Consider the following 17,517-nt stretch of genomic DNA (forward strand, 5'->3'; position numbering starts at 1 on the left):
CCTGCGACGTTCACGGGGTCTTCTCTGCTTCCTGCGGGGGTCGGCCGGTCGGCGGACCAGTGTAGGCAGACGGCTTTCCGGTCGCCCGAGGTGGGACGCGCAAGGCCGCGGGGCGCACACGTCGTGGTCGCTAAGACGTGCCCACGGCGGAAACGGTTCAGTGGTGACTGCAGCCTGCGCCTCGGCAGACCCGTGCAAACCCCCAGGTGCCGCCACGAGTGGCTGAAAACCGGTCAGCGGCCCTGCAGGTGCGCGGCGGCGAGGCGGGTGGCGGCGAGTTTGTTGTAGAGGCGGGCGCCGGGGCAGTCGGTGTGGAAGCCGTCCCGGTGACCGGCGATGGTGTGCATCTGGACCTTGGCGCCCTTGGGGTAGCGGTTGCCGCCGGCGGAGAGCATCTGGACGGTGGCGCGCGGATCGACGCTGTGCAGGCCGAGTTTCCAGGCCGCCAGCTTGGAGACCGCGTCGATGGCGGGCTTGGGCGGCTCGGTGCCGGTGAAGGCGCCGAGGATGGCGATACCGGTGCTGTCGCTGTTGAAGCCGAGGGTGTGGGCGCCCATGACGGGCTTGGCGACGCCGCCCGCGCGGCCCTCGTAGACCGTGCCGCACTTGTCGACCAGGAAGTTGTAGCCGATGTCCCGCCAGTGGTTGCTCTTGACGTGGAAGCGGTACATGGCGCGGATCAGTGAAGGGGCCTGTGCGCAGGTGTAGTTGTTGCCCGATCCGCTGTGGTGGATGAAGGCGGCGCGCACGGTGCGGGTGTGGATGAAGGCCTTCTCGCGCAGCCGCTCGTCGGCGCCCCAGCCGGCCCGGGTGACGATCCGCGGGCGCGGTCCGACGTGGGTGTGACCGGGCGGCGAGCCGCCCACGATGGCGGCGTCGGCCTGGGAGGCGGCCTGGTCGAGGGCGGGGATCTCGGTGGCGCCGAGGGGGGCGAGCGGGGCGTTGGCGGCGGAGGCCGCGGTGGCCTCGGAGGTGAGCGGGGTCGGGGGGCCGGCCTGCGCGCCGCGGTCGGTGCCCGGCCGGGTGCCGGGGTCGACGAGTTCCAGCCGGAGTCCGGCCGGGGCGGTGAACGGTACGCGGTCGCCGCTCTCGGGGGTGATGCGCAGGTCGACGCCGTCGGAGTCGCCGACCCACAGGGGCGCGGTGCTGCCCCGTACGCCGCTGTCCCGGCGTTCGGCGGCGCCGGAGTCGGGGACGTCGTCGTTGTGGGTCTGGACGTCCTGCCAGCCGGACCAGGCGCCACTGCCGGTGGCGCGGGTACGGACCTGGACCCGGCCGTGCAACTCGGCGGCGGCGTCGTCCCAGACGACCCCGAGGAGGGAGAACGGCCGTACGGTGCGGGCCGGCAGACCGAGGGTCCGGGGCGCGGTGGCGGTGTCGCGGTCGGTGCTCTGCGGGGCCACCGCGTCCAGTGCCGCCACCGGGAGGGACTGGGTACTGCCCGGCAGGTCGCCGGAGCGCACCGCGGCCGGGGACGGCGGGCGGCCGGCGGCGGCTCCGGCGTCCGGCGCGAAGGGCAGGGCGATGGCGGCGGTGCACGCCGCGCCGAGGCAGCTCGCGAGGAAGGGGCGCATGGGCACCATCGTGAACACGGCCGGACAAAACGCGCCAACGGGGTCTGACGGCGCATCGGCCGATCCGGTGGTCCGCGCCCGCCGTGCCCGGCCCGTCGCCGGCCGGGTGCCGCGCGTACGCTGGCCGCGATGAACGCCACCGATCGCACCCCCGCCGACCTGCTGGGTTCCGCGCTCGCCGCGGACCCGGCCCGCCCGCTGGTGACCTTCTACGACGACGCCACCGGCGAGCGCGTGGAACTGTCCGTCGCGACCTTCGCCAATTGGGTGGCCAAGACCGCCAACTACCTGCAGGGCGATCTGGCCGCCGAGCCCGGCGACCGGCTCGCGCTGCTGCTGCCCGCGCACTGGCAGACCGCCGTATGGCTGCTGGCCTGTTCGTCGGTGGGCGTGGTCGCGGACGTGGGCGGCGACCCGGCCGCCGCGGACCTCGTCGTCGCCGGGCCCGACCGGCTCGATGCCGCGCGGGCGTGCTCCGGGGAGCGGGTGGCACTGGCGCTGCGCCCGCTGGGCGGCCGCTTCCCCGAGCCTCCCGGGGGCTTCGCCGACTACGCGGTGGAGGTGCCCGGCCAGGGCGACCGCTTCGCGCCGTTCGCGCCGGTGGACCCGGGCGCGGTGGCCCTGTCCGTCGACGGCGAGGAGCTGACCGGCGGCGGGATCGGGGCCCGCGCGCTGGCCGACGCGGGCGCGGCCGGGCTGCCGGACGCGCCCCGGGTGCTGTCGGGGCTGGGGTACGACACCTGGCAGGGCCTGTCGTACGGGCTGTACGCGCCGCTGGCGACCGGCGGCTCGGTGGTGCTGTGCCGTCACCTCGACCGGCTGGGCGCCGAGGCCGCGGCGACCCGCGAGGCCAGCGAGAAGATCACGTTCCGGGCGCCGCCGCCGGCGGCCTGAGGTCTCCCTCCTCCTGCCTCGCGTCCCCTCCCGCGTCCTCCGGACGGGGGAGGGAGCCCGCACCTTGCGGGACGGTACGACCGTTTCGGTCCATGATCTTAAGTTACGTACCACCATGCGGGGTTTGTCCGTCTGCTGTTCCGCCCGGGCCCCGCGGGCGGGCGCGATGCCGACTCCGCGAGGGATGGACCCCAGGTGACCGACACCCCCGAGCCCCCCAGGTTCGACGGCTGGGCCGAGCACCCGGCCGGGGGGCCGGAGCCGGACCGGCCGGGGCCGCCCCGCCGCAGGCACTGGCGGCGCTGGGCCGCGGCGGGGGCGGCCGGTGTCGTACTGGCCGGGGCCGGCGCCGGGTGGGCGCTGTACGCCAAGCTCAGCAGCAATATCCACACCGACAGCGCCACCGAGCGGGAGCTGCGCAAGTGGGAGTCCGAGCGGCCTCCCGCGGGCCCGCCGAACGCGCAGAACCTGCTGCTGATCGGCTCGGACAGCCGCAAGGGCGGCAACGGCAAATACGGCCGCAGCCGCGGCCAGCGCTCGGACACCACGATCCTGCTGCACCTGGCGGCGAACCGGAAGAGCGCCACCGCGGTCAGCATCCCGCGGGATCTGATGGTGACGGTGCCGCACTGCAAACGTGCCGACGGCAGGGAGTCCGCACCGCAGACCGCCCAGTTCAACTGGGCGTTCGCCTTCGGCGGCGCGGCCTGCGCGATCCGTACGGCCGAGAAGGCGACCCGGATCCGCATCGACCACTACATGATCATTGACTTCGTCGGCTTCAAGAGGATGGTGGACGCGGTGGACGGTGTGGAGGTCTGCCTGCCGCAGGCCGTGCGCGACGACGAGGCGCACCTGCGGCTGCCCGCGGGCCGGCAGACGCTGCACGGCGAGGCCGCACTGGGCTACGTACGCGCGCGAAAGAGTCTGGGCAACGGCAGTGACACCCAGCGCATGGAGAGACAACAGCGTTTTCTTGGTGCTCTCGTGAAGAAAGTGCAGAGCAATGGTGTCCTGCTCAATCCGACCCGGCTGTATCCGGTGCTGGACGCCGCGACGAGTTCTCTGACCACGGATCCCGGGCTGGCCTCCCTGCGGGGTCTGTACGAATTGGTGCGCAGCACCCGCGGCATTCCCACCGAGCGGGTCCAGTTCCTGACCGTGCCACGTCAGGAGTACCGCTATGACCCCAACCGCGATGAGCTGGTGCAACCGGATGCCGACCGGCTCTTCGGGCAGCTGCGCAGCGATCTTCCGGTCACGGTGGAGCCCACGCAGGACGCCGGCCAGGAGCCCCTTCGCGCCGGAAGCGGATCACCGGACGACAAGCCGGCGGGCTCCCCCGCACCGTCGGCGAGTTCGGGGCCGACCTTTCCCGGGACGACCGCGGAACACGGGATCTGCGAATAAAGATGCCGCAAAGTACACCCGGGGACTCGAATGGATTGGGCGGATTGCCCAGTTGTAGGTCAGTGGAATTTGTCACGCGCGTCGCGGGGCGCTGAACTGGGCGGATAGTGTGAGCGATCCGGTCCGCACGTTTGGCTGACCGACGACCATGCACCATTGACATGCACTGCACGATCGACCTACCGAGCGCCTTGAGGGGATGGCGCCGCGTGGCACCGACGGAGGACTCAAGGCACCGTGGACGCGCAAGGCCGTGGGCGGGCGGGCGACGACAATGTCGACCCCGCCGATCAGTGGGTGTTCGATCCGAACACCGGCAATTACGAGTTGCGGCTTGACCCCGCCGGTCAAGCCCCCGCTCGGCCTTCCGACCGCAAGGCGCCCGGCTCCAGACGCGCCGCGCGAGCGCAGGGCGGGGAGGTCGGTGACACCGACACCCGCCCGCTGCCGACCCAGCGCGGCCGCCGCGGCCAGCGCCCCGAGGACGGCGCGGGCGAGCGCCCCGCCGGCGGCAGGGCGGCGGCGCGCCGGGCGGCCGGACGTTCGGCGACGGCGTCGCCGGCCGCGGCGGGCCCGGCCGGCCGGCGCAAGCGCAAGCCGAAGGCGTCGGGCAAGAAGAAGGCGCTGTACTGGACGTCCGGCGTGCTGGGCTTCGTGCTGGTCGCCGCCTGCGGTGGCGCGTTCTACCTCTACCAGCAGCTGAACGGCAACATCTCCAAGGTCGACGTCGGCGTGGAGAACGACGCGGTGTCCGACGGGCCGGTGAACGTGCTGATCATCGGGACGGACGCCCGCTCCGGCAAGGGCAACTCCGGCTACGGCGACGCCGGCAGCGTCGGGCACGCGGACACCACGATCCTGATGCACATCTCCAAGGACCGGTCCAACGCCACCGCGCTGAGCATCCCGCGCGACCTGATCACCGACATCCCGAACTGCACGACGCGGCCCGAGGACGGTCCGAAGAAGGAGATCCCCGGTGAGCACGGGGTGCGCTTCAACACCAGCCTGGGCCAGGAGGGCCGGGACCCCGGCTGCACCTGGCGCACCGTCGAGAAGCTGACCGGACTGAAGATCAACCACTTCATGATGGCCGACTTCAACGCGGTCAAGGAGCTGACCGACGCGGTGGACGGCGTGGAGGTCTGCGCCGCCAAGGACATCGACGACCCCAAGTCGCATCTGCGCCTGAAGGCGGGCCGACACGTCGTCAAGGGCGAGCAGGCCCTGGCGTTCGTCCGCACCCGGCACGCCATCGGGTACGGCAGCGACCTGGACCGGATCAAGATGCAGCAGCAGTTCCTCAGCTCGCTGATCCGCAAGCTGAAGTCCGACGCGTTCTCCAGCCCCGGCAAGCTCTACGACGTCAGCCAGGCGGCGACCAAGGCGCTCACCGTCGACACCGGTATCGGCACCGCGAACAAGCTGCTGGACTTCGGCACCGACCTCAAGAAGGTCGACATCGACAAGGTCACCTTCGCCACGGTCCCGGTGCTGGACAACCCCAACGACCCGGCCACCGTCATCCTGGACCAGGCCAAGGCCGACCCGCTGTTCGCGATGGTGCGGGCCGACCACACCCTGGCCAAGCACAAGAAGGGCAAGAAGGGTCCGGTCAAGAAGGCCCCGCCGGAGCTCGTACGGGTCGATGTGACCAACGGCGGCGGGCCGATCGGCTCGGCGCAGGAGACCGTGGACTGGCTGCAGAACACCAAGGCCGCCAAGCTCTCCACCAACGCCGGCAACGCCCCCGCCAAGCTGGCCGCCACCCGCCTGGAGTACGCCCCCAACCAGGCCGACCAGGCCGCGACCCTGGCCGACTGGATGGGCCTGCCCAAGAGCGCGCTGAAGAAGTCCTCGCAGGACGCCGGCGACCGGGTGCCGATGAAGCTCGTCCTGGGCAAGGACTTCAAGGCACCGGGCACGCCGATCGAGGCACCGACGGAAACCCCTGACGGGGTGCAGAACGTCAATGCGGATGACAAGAACGTCTGCGCGAAGTGACCGGAGCGGAATCCGGCCGCCGATGACGGCGCCGAGCGCACCACCGAACTGACAAACGGGGAGAGGGCCCAATGCGGCAGAGCAGTGTGCGTGGCGACAGATCACGGCGGAGGCGGCGCGAGCCGGACGCGCAGGAACTGGGCTGGGACGACAGCCTCTACGAGAACAAGGGGCTGCCGCCGGACGCCCCCGGCTGGACCCCGCCCGAGGGCAGCGGCGTGCCCGCCGGCGACGGGGAGGCGCCGGCCGAGGGCGGTGGCCACCGCAAGGGGGGCCGGCCGCGCCGCGGCAAGGGCCGCAAGGCGCTGCGCTGGACCGCGCTGAGCCTCGCCGTGCTGATAGTGGGCGCGGCGGGCGCCGGCTACTGGTACTACGAGCACCTCAACGGCAACCTCCGCAAGGCCCCCCGGTCCCTGGGCAACGGTCTGAAGAAGCCGGACCCCAACGCCTTCGGGCAGAGCCCGCTGAACATCCTGCTGCTGGGCTCGGACGGCCGGAACAGCAAGAAGAACATCGAGCTGGGCGGCGCCCGGCAGGACGCGGACCGCAAGCCGCTGGCCGACGTGCAGATGCTGCTGCACGTCTCCGCCGACCGCAGCAACATGTCGGTGATCTCCATCCCCCGGGACACCCGGGTGACGATCCCCAAGTGCACCGACCCCAAGACCCACGAGGTCTATCCGCAGACCACCGGCGCCATCAACGAGTCGCTCCAGCACGGCGGTCCCGGCTGCACGCTGGACACCTGGCAGGAGCTGACCGGCATCTACATCGACCACTTCATGATGGTCGACTTCTCCGGCGTGGTGTCCATGGCGGACGCCATCGGCGGCGTCCCGGTCTGCGTGGACCGCAACGTCTACTCGCACGACAGCAAGGGGCACGGCAGCGGGCTGCGGCTCACCAAGGGCACCCACCCCGTCAAGGGCGTCCAGGCCCTGCAGTGGCTGCGCACCCGTTACGGCTTCGAGGACAACACCGACATCGGCCGGGCCAAGGCCCAGCACATGTACATGAACTCGATGGTCCGTCAGCTGAAGCAGGACGCCAAGCTCACCAACCCCGGGGAGCTGCGCGATCTGGCGGAGGCGGCGACCAACGCGCTGACCGTCGACGACGGCCTCGACACCGTCAAGAAGCTCTACGACCTGGGCGGCGACCTGAGCCGGGTGCCGACCAAGCGCATCACGATGGTGACCATGCCCTGGCAGTACGGCCCCGGCGAGGAGTACGTCGTGCCCAAGCCGGGCGACGCGGAGACGACCTTCGCGATGCTGCGCAACGACACCGCGCTGGACGGCAAGGACCAGAAGAAGAAGGCGACGCCGGACCCCAAGCCGTCGACTCCCAAGGACCAGTTGAACGTCGTGGTGCAGAACGGCACCGGCAGCACGGTGACCGGCCCGGCCTCCGGCCGCGCGTCCGACATCCAGCAGCGGCTGGCGGGCCTCGGCTACACCGCCACCTCCACCAACTCCGTTCTCACCAGCCAGGCCGACACCACGATCACCTACCGCGAAGCGTCCCGACGGGGTGACGCGCTGGCCGTGGCCAAGGCGCTCGGCCTGCCCAAGAGCGCGGTGCGGGAGTCGAGTTCGGCCACCGGGATGCGGCTGGTGGTCGGCAACGACTGGCGCGCCGGCGTGACGTACCCGAAGAAGCCCGGGGACAAGCCCACCGACAAGGCCCCGGCCAGCGCGGACGCCCTCAACGGCGAGAAGAAGGGCTGCATGACGGTGAATCCGCAGTACACCTTCTAGGGTTCAGGTGCAGGGTGTGGGCCCGCTCTCCGGAAGGTGACGATGTACGCGATATCCCTGGGTGACGACGGTGCGCAGCTGCGTCCGCTCGAACCGTGGCAGGCGGCGGAGTTCCTGGCCCACATGGACCGGGGGCGGGAGTTCATCGGGCGGCACAACGCGCTGCCCGACGTCGTCACGGACCTGGAGTCGAGCCGGGCGTACCTGCGGACGTACGCGGAGAAGGCCGCGGCCGACACCGGGCGGATCCACGGCATCTGGACGGGCGGCGAGCTGGTCGGCGCGGTGATCCTGCGGACCATGGACGTCGCGCAGGGCACCGCCGAGGCGGGCTGCTGGCTGGAGCCGTCGGCTGTGGGCAAGGGGCTGGTGACCCGCGCCGCGCGCGTGCTCATCGACTGGGCCGTCGAGGAGCGGGGCATCCACCGCGTGGAGTGGTGGGTCTCGGCGGGCAACGAGCCCAGCATCGCCGTCGCCCGGCGGCTGGGGATGACGCGGGACGGCGTGCTGCGCCAGAGCCATCTGCACCGCGGCGAGCGGCACGACGAGGAGATCTGGTCGGTGCTCGCGCCGGACTGGCGGGCGGCGAAGCGGTCGTCCTAGGGGGTGTCCCCGCCGACCGCTGAAAGGAACACAGGACGCGGGGCGCCCGCGCGTGGGGCGCCCCGGCGAACCCCGTCTACTCCGCCCCGGCCGCCGGCCGCACGACCGCCGGGCGGCGGCTGGCGATGACCCGCCTGGCCAGGGAGCGGGGGCTGGTGAGGAAGCCGACGCCCCAGGACATGTGCATGGTGGCCAGCGCGACCGGGATCTGGGCGCGGGCCTTGAGCGACAGGCCCTTGCCGGCGGGGAGGGAGCCGGCGGTGATGGCCGCCAGGTAGCCGGCCGGGAGGGCGAAGCCCCACGGCGTGAGGGTCGCGCCGACGACGACGCCCGCGGCGATCGCGCCGACCGCGGTCGGCGGTGCCAGGTAGCGCAGGTTGATCGAGCCGGCGTGGTAGCGGGCGACGACATGGCGCCACTTGCCGTAGTCCTTGTACTGCTTGGCCAGCGCCTTGATGCTCGGCCGGGGGCGGTACTGGACCTTCAGCTCCGGCGAGAACCAGATCTGGCCGCCGGCCTCGCGGATGCGGAAGTTCAGCTCCCAGTCCTGGGCGCGGATGAACTCCTCGTTGTAGCCGCCCTGCTGCTCCAGGGCCTCACGACGGAAGACCCCGAGGTAGACCGTCTCGGCGGGGCCCGCCTGGCCGCCGGTGTGGAAGGCGGCGTTGCCGACGCCGATCTTGGAGGTCATCGCGGCGGCGACCGCGTCCTCCCAGGCGTTCTCGCCCTCGGCGTGCATGATGCCGCCGACGTTCGCCGCGCCGGTCTCCTCCAGGAGGCGCACGGCGGTGGCGATGTAGTTGGGCGAGAGCATGCCGTGGCCGTCGACGCGTACGACGATGGGGTGCCGGGAGGCCTTGATGGCGGCGTTGAGCGCGGCGGGGGTGCGGCCCGTCGGGTTCGGCACGGTGTGCACCCGGGCGTCCTCGGCCACCAGCTGGGCGGCGATCTCGTCGGTGCGGTCCGTGGACGGGCCGAGGGCGATCACCACCTCCATCTCGCCGGCGTACTCCTGCTCCAGGATGTGCCGGACCGAATTGCGCAGGTGACGTTCCTCATTGAGCACCGGCATGATCACGGAGACGGCCGGGGGCTGCTGCTGCGGCATGGTTCCTCGGGGGTACGGCCCGTGACGGAGCCGCCAGGGACGGCGGCGCCCGCCGGGAGACTGCGGTATCGCGCCTCACGTTACCGCGAATGGGCGACGGGGTCGGACGCGGTCGGGTGGCCGGGCGGCCGATGACCGGCGTGTGGCGCTTTGCAGCAGATCATATTGACCTACGGTGTTCTCTCCCGATTCATCCCTGTTCGCCACTACCCCGACCGCTCCCCCGACGGGCGCCGATCACGCCCGGCCAGCCGCGGAGGTGTCCCCCGTGACCGCGCCGTTCCGCTCCCCCCGCCCGGCAGGGCGACGCCGGTCCGCCCGGGCGGCCGCGTCCCGGCGCCCGTCGGGCCCGCGGTGGGGGCTGCGGAGCAGTGCCGTCGCGTCCGTGCTGCTGCTGGCCGCGAGCGGCGTCGGGCACGCGATGGTGACCGGCGTGGAACGCGGCATCGGGCGGGTGGACGCCTTCACCGGGATGAGCAACCGGCCGGGCGGCGGCGACGGGCTGAACTTCCTGGTCGTGGGCACCGACGGACGCGACCGGCTCACCGCACGGGAGAAGCGGAAGTACCGGCTGGGCGGTGCGCCCTGCCACTGCACCGACACGCTGATGCTGGTGCACCTCTCCGCCGACCGCGACCGCGCCAGCGTCATCAGCCTGCCGCGCGACTCCTACGCCGAGGTGCCCGCCCACCGGGACGCCGACACCGGCCGACAGCGCGCCCGGCACGCCATCAAGCTGAACGCGGCGTACGCGGAGGGCGGCCCCAACCTGACGGTGCGGACCGTCGAGCACATGACGGGGGTGCACATCGACCACTACCTGGAGGTCGACTTCACCAGCTTCATGCACGGCGTGGACGCGGTGGGCGGGGTGGAGATCTGCACCGCGCGTCCGCTGCGCGACAGCTATACAGGGCTGGATCTGCCGGTCGGCAAGTCGCAGCTCAACGGCGGCCGGGCGCTGCAGTACGTGCGCTCGCGGCATGTCGACGGCTCCGCCGACCTCGGCCGGATGCAGCGCCAGCAGCGCTTCCTGGCCGCCCTCATCCACAAGATCACCTCCTCCGGAGTGCTGATGAACCCGATCCGCTTCAAGGACGTCGCCGACACGATGCTCAAGTCCGTGCGCGCCGACTCGGGCTTCGGGGCCAACGACCTGGTCGACCTCGGCCAGGCGATGCGCGGCTTCACCCCGTCGTCCTCGGAGTTCACCTCCGTACCGCTGGCGGATCTGGCGCAGCCGGTGCGGGGGGTCGGGTCGACGGTGCGGTGGGATCCGGTGCGGGCGCCGAAGCTGTTCCAGGCGATCCGCGAGGACCGGCCGATCGCGGTGCACCGGGACCACAAGGAGCCGCGCGCCACGGGCGTGGAGGTACCGCCGGACCAGGTGAAGGTGCGGGTCGACAACGGCAGCGGCCGGGCGGGGCTGGGGGCGTCGGTGGCCGGCGCGCTGCGGGCCACCGGGTTCGCCGTCACCGGCGCCCCCGGCCGCTCCCCCGGCGCGGCGGCCCGTACGGTCCTCGCCTACGACCCGCGCTGGGACCGCTCGGCCCGTTCGCTGGCCGCCGCGCTGCCGGGCGCACAGCTGCGCCCGGTGGCCGGGCAGGGGCCGGTGATGCGGGTGACGGTCGGCCGGCAGCACCATGCGGTGCGGCGGGTGCGGGCCGAGGAGCCGGGGCAGCGGCCGGGCGGGATCTCGGCGATCACCGGCGATCAGGCCGTGTGCCCATGAGCGAACGAAGTGAGCTCATCGTCGAGGGGTGCGTGCTTCGCGAAGGCGATGACGAGCGAAGCGAGGATTCGACATGAGCGAACGCAGTGAGCTCATCATCCAGAGGTGCGTGCTTCGCGAAGGCGATGACGAGCGAAGCGAGGATTCGGCATGAGTGTCCCCGCGCCCCGTCGCACCGCGCCCACGCCGCCCGCGCGCCGTCCGGACGGGCGCCGTTCCGCGCGCCGGGTGTCGGTGGCCGTCGCGGCGATGTGCCTGGTCGTGGCCACCGCCGCGGCTGCGCCGCCGGCGCCCGCCGCCCCGACCGGCTGCGGGGATCTGGTGCGCGGCCAGCTGTGTCTGCGCGGACCGGTGGGGGCCGACGGCGTGTACACCGCGGTCTACCGCCGGCACGGAGCCGCGACCGGCCTGGGCGAGATCACCGTACGGCTCGGCTATCAGCGCAAGAACGCCCGTATCACCGCGTTCCCCGGCTGGTTCGGCACCGGGCGGACGCGGGGCGGTGCCGTCACGCTCAGCGGCCGGGTGGAGATGCTGTCGGACGAATGCATCCGGGGCGTCATGGAGCGCGGGGAGACGGTCTACGTCACAAAGTGGAGCTGCAGTTGACGTCCGGTATGCCCGGACTGTTCTGAAAGGTGCGCATCGTGTGGCAGGTTGTGCTGGGCATCACCCCCACCACGGTGACGCTCTTCCTCATCGTGGCCCTGGCCCTGGCGGCCGCCTTCGCCCTGTGGACCGCCGCCGTCCCGGCCGACGGCCGACCGCGCACCACCGCCCGGGTGCTGCTGGCGGTCTGGCTGCTGCTGGTCCTGGTGGCGACGCTGGCACCGGCCCAGCCGATCGGCTCCGGGGACGCGACGGTGTGGTGGCGGCCCGGTGAGGGCCTGTTCGAGCTGGGCGCCCAGCTCGAACCCGGCGAGCTGGACATGCTGGTGCGGCGGCAGGTGGCCAATGCCGCGCTGTTCGTGCCGGTACCGCTGCTGCTGCGGTTCGCGGCGCCGCGCACCCCGCTGGCCGCGGCGTTCCTGCTGGGGGTGGGCCTGTGCCTGGTCATCGAGACGGCGCAGCTGCTGATGCGGGCCGGGCGGATCGCCGATATCGACGATGTGCTGTGCGCGGCGGCCGGCACCGTCGTCGGCGCGGGGCTGACCCTGCTCGGGCAGCTGGCCGCGGCCGCTATGCGTCGTCGAGGCCTTCCGCGGCGCGCCGTTCGCGCAGCTCCTTGATCGCGCGGCGCCGGGCGAGGCGGTGCGTGCGGCGGATCTGCGCCTCCTGATAGCGGCGCTTGTCCCGCTCGGTCTCGGGGAGCACCGGCGGCACCTGGCGCGGCTTGCCGTGCTCGTCGACGGCGGCGAAGACGAGGTAGGCGGAGCCGACCTGCTGGGCCGGGCTGGACTCGTTCCAGCGCTCGGCCAGGACCCGTACGCCGACCTCCATCGAGGAGCGGCCGGTCCAGTTGACCTGGGCGCGCACATGGACGAGGTCGCCGATCCGGATCGGCTCCAGGAAGGCCATCTCGTCCATGGAGGCGGTCACGGCCGGCCCGCCGGAGTGCCGCCCGGCCACCGCGCCCGCCGCGTCGTCGACCAGTTTCATGATCACGCCACCGTGGACGGTCCCCAGAAGGTTCGTGTCGCCGGCCGTCATGATGTGGCTGAGCGTGATGCGGGACACGGAGGTGGGCTTGCCCACGAGCGCACTGTCGGGGTCGTTGGTGACGAGTTCGGTCATGCAGCCAGCCTAAGCGGCGACCGCGGGGCCACCGCCCGCTCCGTACGTGACACAGGTCTCCCGGCCCCGCCGGAAACTATCCGGAATGGATGCTTCCATTCGGCCCCGCCGGAATGGTCACGGCCCCTTCAGGTATGCGGTGGAAGGCCGCCGTGGCTTTGCATCAGCTCTGCAACAGCCCTGACCCGATCCGGCACCCGCCCTATGGGACACCCCCCTGCGGCATGCACACTGCCGGGTATGAATGAGTGGCCCAATGGGTGGTCCGGCGACCAGAACGGCAACAGGTACGGACGCGGCAGCAGCGGCGATCCGGAGGGCGTGCGCGCCATGCCGCAGGTGCGACGCGACGCGGGCGCCGGCTATCCGCGGCCAGAGCCCCCGATGCCGCCGTCGATGTCCCCGCGCCGGGGAGCGACCGTGCCGCCGCAGCAGTCCCAGGGCTACGACGACGCCTACGACGACGGTTACAACACCGGCCAGGTCTACGGCGGCGGCCGCGGTGGCGGCGGTGGCTACGACGACGGTCACGGCGGCGGCCGGCCGCGCCCCCACTGGGGCCGGCGCATCAAGCGGACCCTCATCGCCCTGGTCGTGGTGCTGCTGGTCGCCTCGGTCGCCACGTACTTCTGGGCCGACGGCAAGCTCCGCCGCCAGGTCGACCTCAGCAAGGTCATCGAACGGCCGGAGGAGGGCGACGGCACGAACTACCTGATCGTCGGCTCCGACAGCCGCGAGGGCATGTCCGCCGAGGACAAGAAGAAGCTGCACACCGGCTCCGCCGACGGCAAGCGGACCGACTCGATGATGATCCTGCACGACGGCAGCAACGGTCCGACGCTGCTCTCGCTGCCGCGCGACTCGGACGTCGAGATCCCGTCCTTCGTCGGCTCCGACTCCGGCAAGAAGTACCAGGGCACCGGGCGGCACACCAAGCTCAACGCGGCCTACGCCGAGGACGGGCCGGAGCTGCTGGTGCGCACGGTCGAGTACAACACCAAGCTGCACATCGACCACTACGTCGAGATCGGCTTCGCCGGCTTCGCCAACATCGTGGACGCCATCGGCGGCGTCGAGATGGACATCCCCAAGGCGTTCAAGGACAAGGACTCCGGCGCCGACTTCCAGGCCGGCAAGCAGACCCTCGACGGCCAGCAGGCACTCGCCTTCGTCCGCACCCGGCACGCGTTCGCGACCCAGGACCTGGAGCGCACCAAGAACCAGCAGAAGTTCCTGGCCACCCTGGCGAGCCAGACCGCCACCCCGGGCACCGTCCTCAACCCCTTCAAGCTCTACCCGACGATGGGCGCCGGCCTGGACACGCTGATCGTCGACAAGGACATGAGCCTGTGGGACCTGGGCCAGATGTTCTTCGCGATGAAGGACGTCACCGGCGGCGACGGCAAGTCGATGAACATGCCGATCTCCGGCAGCAACGGCGGCAACCTCGTCTGGGACAAGGCCAAGCTCCAGCAACTGGTCGGCCAGCTGAAGAACGACGAGAAGGTCACGGTCTCCGGCAACTGACCGGCGCACCGAAACGGCGAAGGGCCCCGAACCGCGACTGCGGTCCGGGGCCCTTTCGTCGTGCCGTCTGCGCTCCGCCGCCTACTGCGGCAGGTTCCTCGCCATCACGATCCGCTGCACCTGGTTCGTACCTTCATAGATCTGCGTGATCTTGGCGTCCCGCATCATCCGCTCGACCGGGTAGTCACGGGTGTAGCCGTAGCCGCCGAGCAGCTGGACGGCGTCCGTGGTGATCTCCATGGCCGCGTCGGAGGCGTAGCACTTGGCCGCGGCGCCGAAGAAGGTCAGGTCCTCGCCCTTGCCGCCGGCCGATATCCGCTCGGAGCGGGCGGCCGCGGCGTAGGTGAGCTGACGCGCCGCCTCCAGCTTCATGGCCATGTCGGCGAGCATGAACTGGACGCCCTGGAAGTCGCCGATCGGCTTGCCGAACTGCTTGCGCTCCTGGACGTAGCCCTTGGCGTAGTCCAGGGCGCCCTGGGCGATGCCGAGCGCCTGGGCCGCGATCGTGATGCGGGTGTGGTCCAGGGTCTTCATGGCCGTCGCGAAGCCGGTGCCCTCCGCGCCGATGAGGCGGTCGGCCGGGATCCGGACGTTGTCCAGGTAGACCTCGCGGGTCGGGGAGCCCTTGATACCGAGCTTCTTCTCCGGGGCGCCGAAGGAGACCCCCTCGTCGCCCTTCTCCACCACGAACGCGCTGATGCCCTTGGAGCGCTGCTCGGGGTCGGTCACGGCCATCACCGTGTAGTACTCGCTGACGCCGGCGTTGGTGATCCAGCGCTTGACGCCGTTCAGCACCCAGTAGTCGCCGTCGCGCACGGCCTTGGTCTTCATGCCGGCCGCGTCGGAGCCGGCGTCCGGCTCGCTCAGGCAGTACGAGAACATCGCGTCGCCCTTGGCGAGCGGGCCCAGGTACTTCTTCTTCAGCTCCTCGGAGCCGGAGAGGATCACCGGCAGCGAGCCGAGCTTGTTGACCGCCGGGATCAACGAGGACGAGGCGCACACCCGCGCCACCTCCTCGATCACGATGACGGTGGCCAGCGCGTCGGCGCCGGCGCCGCCGTAGGCCTCCGGCACGTGGACGGCGTGCAGGTCGTTGGCGACCAGCGCGTCGAGCGCCTCCTGCGGGAAGCGGGCCTCCTCGTCCACCGCGGCGGCGAACGGCGCGATCTTCGCCTCGGCGAGCGAGCGCACCGACTCCCGGAGCATGTCGTGCTCCTCCGACGGTCGGTACAGATCGAAATCAGCGGATCCCGCCACTAACTCTCACTCCCCTGTGAGCTCCCGGCAGTGCTAACTACCGTTAAGTAACCCTTTACCTCTCCGGATTCTAGGCGCCTACCCCGGCCTGCGGATACGTGAGGTTGCCGACAGTTACAGACCTGCTCCCGCGCGAGCTGGAGTCGACCGTTCCAGGCGCGACTATGCTCGGTCAGCGCCGTTTTCCTCAGTATGCGTCTGGAGCATCCATGGCCCTCAAGATCACCGTGATCGGCACCGGCTACCTTGGCGCCACCCACGCCGCGGCCATGGCCGAGCTCGGCTTCGAGGTGCTGGGGCTCGATGTGGTCCCCGAGAAGATCGAGATGCTGCAGCGCGGCGAGGTCCCGATGTACGAGCCGGGCCTGGCGGAGCTGCTGCGCCGCCATGTCGCCGGGATCGAGGGGTCCAGCGGCCGGCTGCGCTTCACCACCTCCTACGAGGAGGTCGGGGCGTTCGGCGATGTGCACTTCGTCTGCGTGAACACCCCGCAGAAGCACGGTGAGTACGCCTGCGACATGAGTTACGTGGAGAGCGCCTTCGACGCGCTGGCGCCGCATCTGACCCGCCCGGCGCTGGTGGTCGGCAAGTCCACGGTCCCGGTGGGCAGCGCGGCCCGGCTCGCGAAGCGGCTGGCGGAGAACGCCCCGGCCGGGGCGGCGGCCGAGCTGGCCTGGAACCCCGAGTTCCTGCGCGAGGGCTTCGCCGTCGACGACACCCTGCACCCGGACCGGATCGTGGCCGGGGTGACCGGCGAGCGGGCCGAGGAGCTGCTGCGCGAGGTGTACGCCACGCCGATCGCCGAGGGCTCGCCGTTCATCGTCATGGACTACCCGACGGCCGAGCTGGTCAAGACCTCCGCCAACTCCTTCCTGGCCACGAAGATCTCCTTCATCAACGCGATGGCCGAGGTGTGCGAGGCGGCCGACGGCGACGTGGTGAAGCTGGCCGAGGCGATCGGGCACGACGAGCGGATCGGGAAGAAGTTCCTGCGCGCCGGCATCGGCTTCGGCGGCGGCTGCCTGCCCAAGGACCTGCGGGCCTTCATGGCACGCGCCGGCGAGCTCGGCGCCGACCAGGCACTGACCTTCCTGCGCGAGATCGACTCGATCAACATGCGGCGCCGCGGCCACATGGTCGAGCTGACCCGCGACGCGGTCGGCGGCGGCTTCCTCGGCAAGCGGGTCGCCGTCCTCGGCGCCACCTTCAAGCCGGACTCGGACGACGTACGCGACTCCCCCGCGCTCAACGTCGCCGGCCAGATCCACCTCCAGGGCGGCCAGGTCACCGTCTACGACCCGAAGGGCATGGAGAACGCGCGGCGCGTCTTCCCGACGCTCGCGTACGCCGACACCGCCCTGGACGCCGTACGGGGCGCCGACGCCGTGCTCCACCTCACGGAGTGGCGGGAGTTCCGCGAACTGGATCCGGCCGCCCTGGCCGAGGTGGTCGCCGAGCGCCGCATCCTGGACGGCCGCAACGCGCTGGACGCCCAGCTTTGGCGCAAGGCGGGCTGGACGTATCGGGCGCTTGGGCGGCCCACGGCCTAACCGCTGCGCTTGGGCTTGCTTCCCACGTTGTCGGCTTTCCCGCCGTGGGGGTTTCTCGCCGTGGCGCCTGCGGCGGGCCTGGTTGCCGCTGCGCGGGGCGTTTACGGCAGCGGGTGCGCCCCTCCGGACTCCGTCCTGCGGTCCGCCCCCTCCCGTGGGAGGGGGGAAGGAGACCGGTGGGGGTGAACGTCGGCGTTCGTGTGCGGGAAGTCGACAGATCAGGTGTGCCCCCACCGTCCTGTCTTCCCACCCACCCACGGGAGGGGACAGACCGTAGGACGAAGTCCGTAGGGCTGTCACCGCAGCCGACAAACAACCGCCCGCCGCAGGCGCCACGGCGCGAAAGCCAGACAATTCGGCCGCA

14 protein-coding genes are annotated in these 17,517 nt (G+C 71.6%); 10 read left to right on the plus strand and 4 right to left on the minus strand.

Annotation, left to right across the window (positions count from 1 at the left end; translation table 11 throughout):
* Positions 1 to 233: 233 nt before the first annotated feature.
* On the minus strand, positions 234 to 1,574 hold the full coding sequence (locus ACZ5XZ_RS31415; protein WP_468984168.1) for a peptidoglycan recognition protein family protein: 1,341 nt from the start codon (positions 1,572 to 1,574) through the stop codon (positions 234 to 236).
* Positions 1,575 to 1,703: 129 nt separating this feature from the next.
* Between ACZ5XZ_RS31415 and ACZ5XZ_RS31420 the strand changes: the two genes are divergently transcribed.
* From ACZ5XZ_RS31420 to ACZ5XZ_RS31440, 5 genes are all read left to right on the plus strand, one after another.
* A complete protein-coding gene (locus ACZ5XZ_RS31420; protein WP_468984170.1) occupies positions 1,704 to 2,468 on the plus strand; it encodes a TIGR03089 family protein in 765 nt (254 codons plus the stop codon).
* A 195-nt stretch (positions 2,469 to 2,663) separates the two neighbouring features.
* Complete coding sequence (locus ACZ5XZ_RS31425; protein ID WP_468984173.1) at positions 2,664 to 3,878, plus strand: LCP family protein; 1,215 nt, start codon at positions 2,664 to 2,666, stop codon at positions 3,876 to 3,878.
* A 237-nt stretch (positions 3,879 to 4,115) separates the two neighbouring features.
* Positions 4,116 to 5,882 carry an LCP family protein gene (locus tag ACZ5XZ_RS31430; RefSeq protein WP_468984175.1) on the plus strand — a complete coding sequence of 589 codons (1,767 nt, stop codon included), beginning with the start codon at positions 4,116 to 4,118 and terminating at the stop codon, positions 5,880 to 5,882.
* A gap of 71 nt (positions 5,883 to 5,953) precedes the next feature.
* Positions 5,954 to 7,642 (plus strand): LCP family protein, encoded by a 1,689-nt coding sequence (locus tag ACZ5XZ_RS31435; RefSeq protein ID WP_468984178.1) that lies wholly within the window; start codon positions 5,954 to 5,956, stop codon positions 7,640 to 7,642.
* Positions 7,643 to 7,684: 42 nt separating this feature from the next.
* Positions 7,685 to 8,245 (plus strand): GNAT family N-acetyltransferase, encoded by a 561-nt coding sequence (locus tag ACZ5XZ_RS31440; protein ID WP_468984181.1) that lies wholly within the window; start codon positions 7,685 to 7,687, stop codon positions 8,243 to 8,245.
* Positions 8,246 to 8,321: 76 nt separating this feature from the next.
* Here ACZ5XZ_RS31440 and ACZ5XZ_RS31445 read toward each other — a convergent pair whose 3' ends face one another.
* The gene (locus ACZ5XZ_RS31445; protein ID WP_468984184.1) at positions 8,322 to 9,353 is read right to left on the minus strand and encodes a glycosyltransferase family 2 protein; all 1,032 of its coding nucleotides are present in this window, start codon (positions 9,351 to 9,353) and stop codon (positions 8,322 to 8,324) included.
* Between the two features lie 268 nt (positions 9,354 to 9,621).
* Between ACZ5XZ_RS31445 and ACZ5XZ_RS31450 the strand changes: the two genes are divergently transcribed.
* From ACZ5XZ_RS31450 to ACZ5XZ_RS31460, 3 genes are all read left to right on the plus strand, one after another.
* Complete coding sequence (locus tag ACZ5XZ_RS31450; RefSeq protein ID WP_468984187.1) at positions 9,622 to 11,085, plus strand: LCP family protein; 1,464 nt, start codon at positions 9,622 to 9,624, stop codon at positions 11,083 to 11,085.
* Positions 11,086 to 11,235: 150 nt separating this feature from the next.
* The gene (locus ACZ5XZ_RS31455; RefSeq protein ID WP_468984190.1) at positions 11,236 to 11,694 is read left to right on the plus strand and encodes a hypothetical protein; all 459 of its coding nucleotides are present in this window, start codon (positions 11,236 to 11,238) and stop codon (positions 11,692 to 11,694) included.
* 38 nt (positions 11,695 to 11,732) lie between these two features.
* Positions 11,733 to 12,314: a VanZ family protein gene (locus ACZ5XZ_RS31460; protein ID WP_468984193.1), complete on the plus strand. Its 582-nt coding sequence runs from the start codon at positions 11,733 to 11,735 to the stop codon at positions 12,312 to 12,314.
* On the opposite strand, the gene ACZ5XZ_RS31465 is transcribed toward ACZ5XZ_RS31460, so the two are convergent.
* Positions 12,265 to 12,819: an acyl-CoA thioesterase gene (locus ACZ5XZ_RS31465; protein ID WP_468984195.1), complete on the minus strand. Its 555-nt coding sequence runs from the start codon at positions 12,817 to 12,819 to the stop codon at positions 12,265 to 12,267. The genes ACZ5XZ_RS31460 and ACZ5XZ_RS31465 overlap by 50 nt on opposite strands.
* A gap of 240 nt (positions 12,820 to 13,059) precedes the next feature.
* Between ACZ5XZ_RS31465 and ACZ5XZ_RS31470 the strand changes: the two genes are divergently transcribed.
* Entirely contained in the window at positions 13,060 to 14,346 is a 1,287-nt protein-coding gene (locus tag ACZ5XZ_RS31470; protein WP_468984198.1) for an LCP family protein, read from the plus strand.
* Positions 14,347 to 14,427: 81 nt separating this feature from the next.
* Here the strand turns inward: ACZ5XZ_RS31470 and ACZ5XZ_RS31475 are convergent, their stop codons facing one another.
* Positions 14,428 to 15,603, minus strand: coding sequence for an acyl-CoA dehydrogenase family protein (locus tag ACZ5XZ_RS31475; RefSeq protein ID WP_468984200.1), 1,176 nt, complete (start codon positions 15,601 to 15,603; stop codon positions 14,428 to 14,430).
* 209 nt (positions 15,604 to 15,812) lie between these two features.
* Between ACZ5XZ_RS31475 and ACZ5XZ_RS31480 the strand changes: the two genes are divergently transcribed.
* Positions 15,813 to 17,153 (plus strand): UDP-glucose dehydrogenase family protein, encoded by a 1,341-nt coding sequence (locus ACZ5XZ_RS31480; RefSeq protein ID WP_468984202.1) that lies wholly within the window; start codon positions 15,813 to 15,815, stop codon positions 17,151 to 17,153.
* The last annotated feature ends 364 nt before the right edge of the window (positions 17,154 to 17,517 follow it).

The sequence above is a fragment of the Streptomyces sp. NPDC033270 genome, from assembly GCF_055576575.1.

Coding starts and splice junctions, on each gene's coding strand:
- ACZ5XZ_RS31415 (WP_468984168.1), bottom strand. CDS start 1,574: ATGCGCCCCTTCCTCGCGAGCTGCCTCGGCGCGGCGTGCACCGCCGCC.
- ACZ5XZ_RS31420 (WP_468984170.1), top strand. CDS start 1,704: ATGAACGCCACCGATCGCACCCCCGCCGACCTGCTGGGTTCCGCGCTC.
- ACZ5XZ_RS31435 (WP_468984178.1), top strand. CDS start 5,954: ATGCGGCAGAGCAGTGTGCGTGGCGACAGATCACGGCGGAGGCGGCGC.
- ACZ5XZ_RS31440 (WP_468984181.1), top strand. CDS start 7,685: ATGTACGCGATATCCCTGGGTGACGACGGTGCGCAGCTGCGTCCGCTC.
- ACZ5XZ_RS31445 (WP_468984184.1), bottom strand. CDS start 9,353: ATGCCGCAGCAGCAGCCCCCGGCCGTCTCCGTGATCATGCCGGTGCTC.
- ACZ5XZ_RS31455 (WP_468984190.1), top strand. CDS start 11,236: ATGAGTGTCCCCGCGCCCCGTCGCACCGCGCCCACGCCGCCCGCGCGC.
- ACZ5XZ_RS31465 (WP_468984195.1), bottom strand. CDS start 12,819: ATGACCGAACTCGTCACCAACGACCCCGACAGTGCGCTCGTGGGCAAG.
- ACZ5XZ_RS31470 (WP_468984198.1), top strand. CDS start 13,060: ATGAATGAGTGGCCCAATGGGTGGTCCGGCGACCAGAACGGCAACAGG.
- ACZ5XZ_RS31480 (WP_468984202.1), top strand. CDS start 15,813: ATGGCCCTCAAGATCACCGTGATCGGCACCGGCTACCTTGGCGCCACC.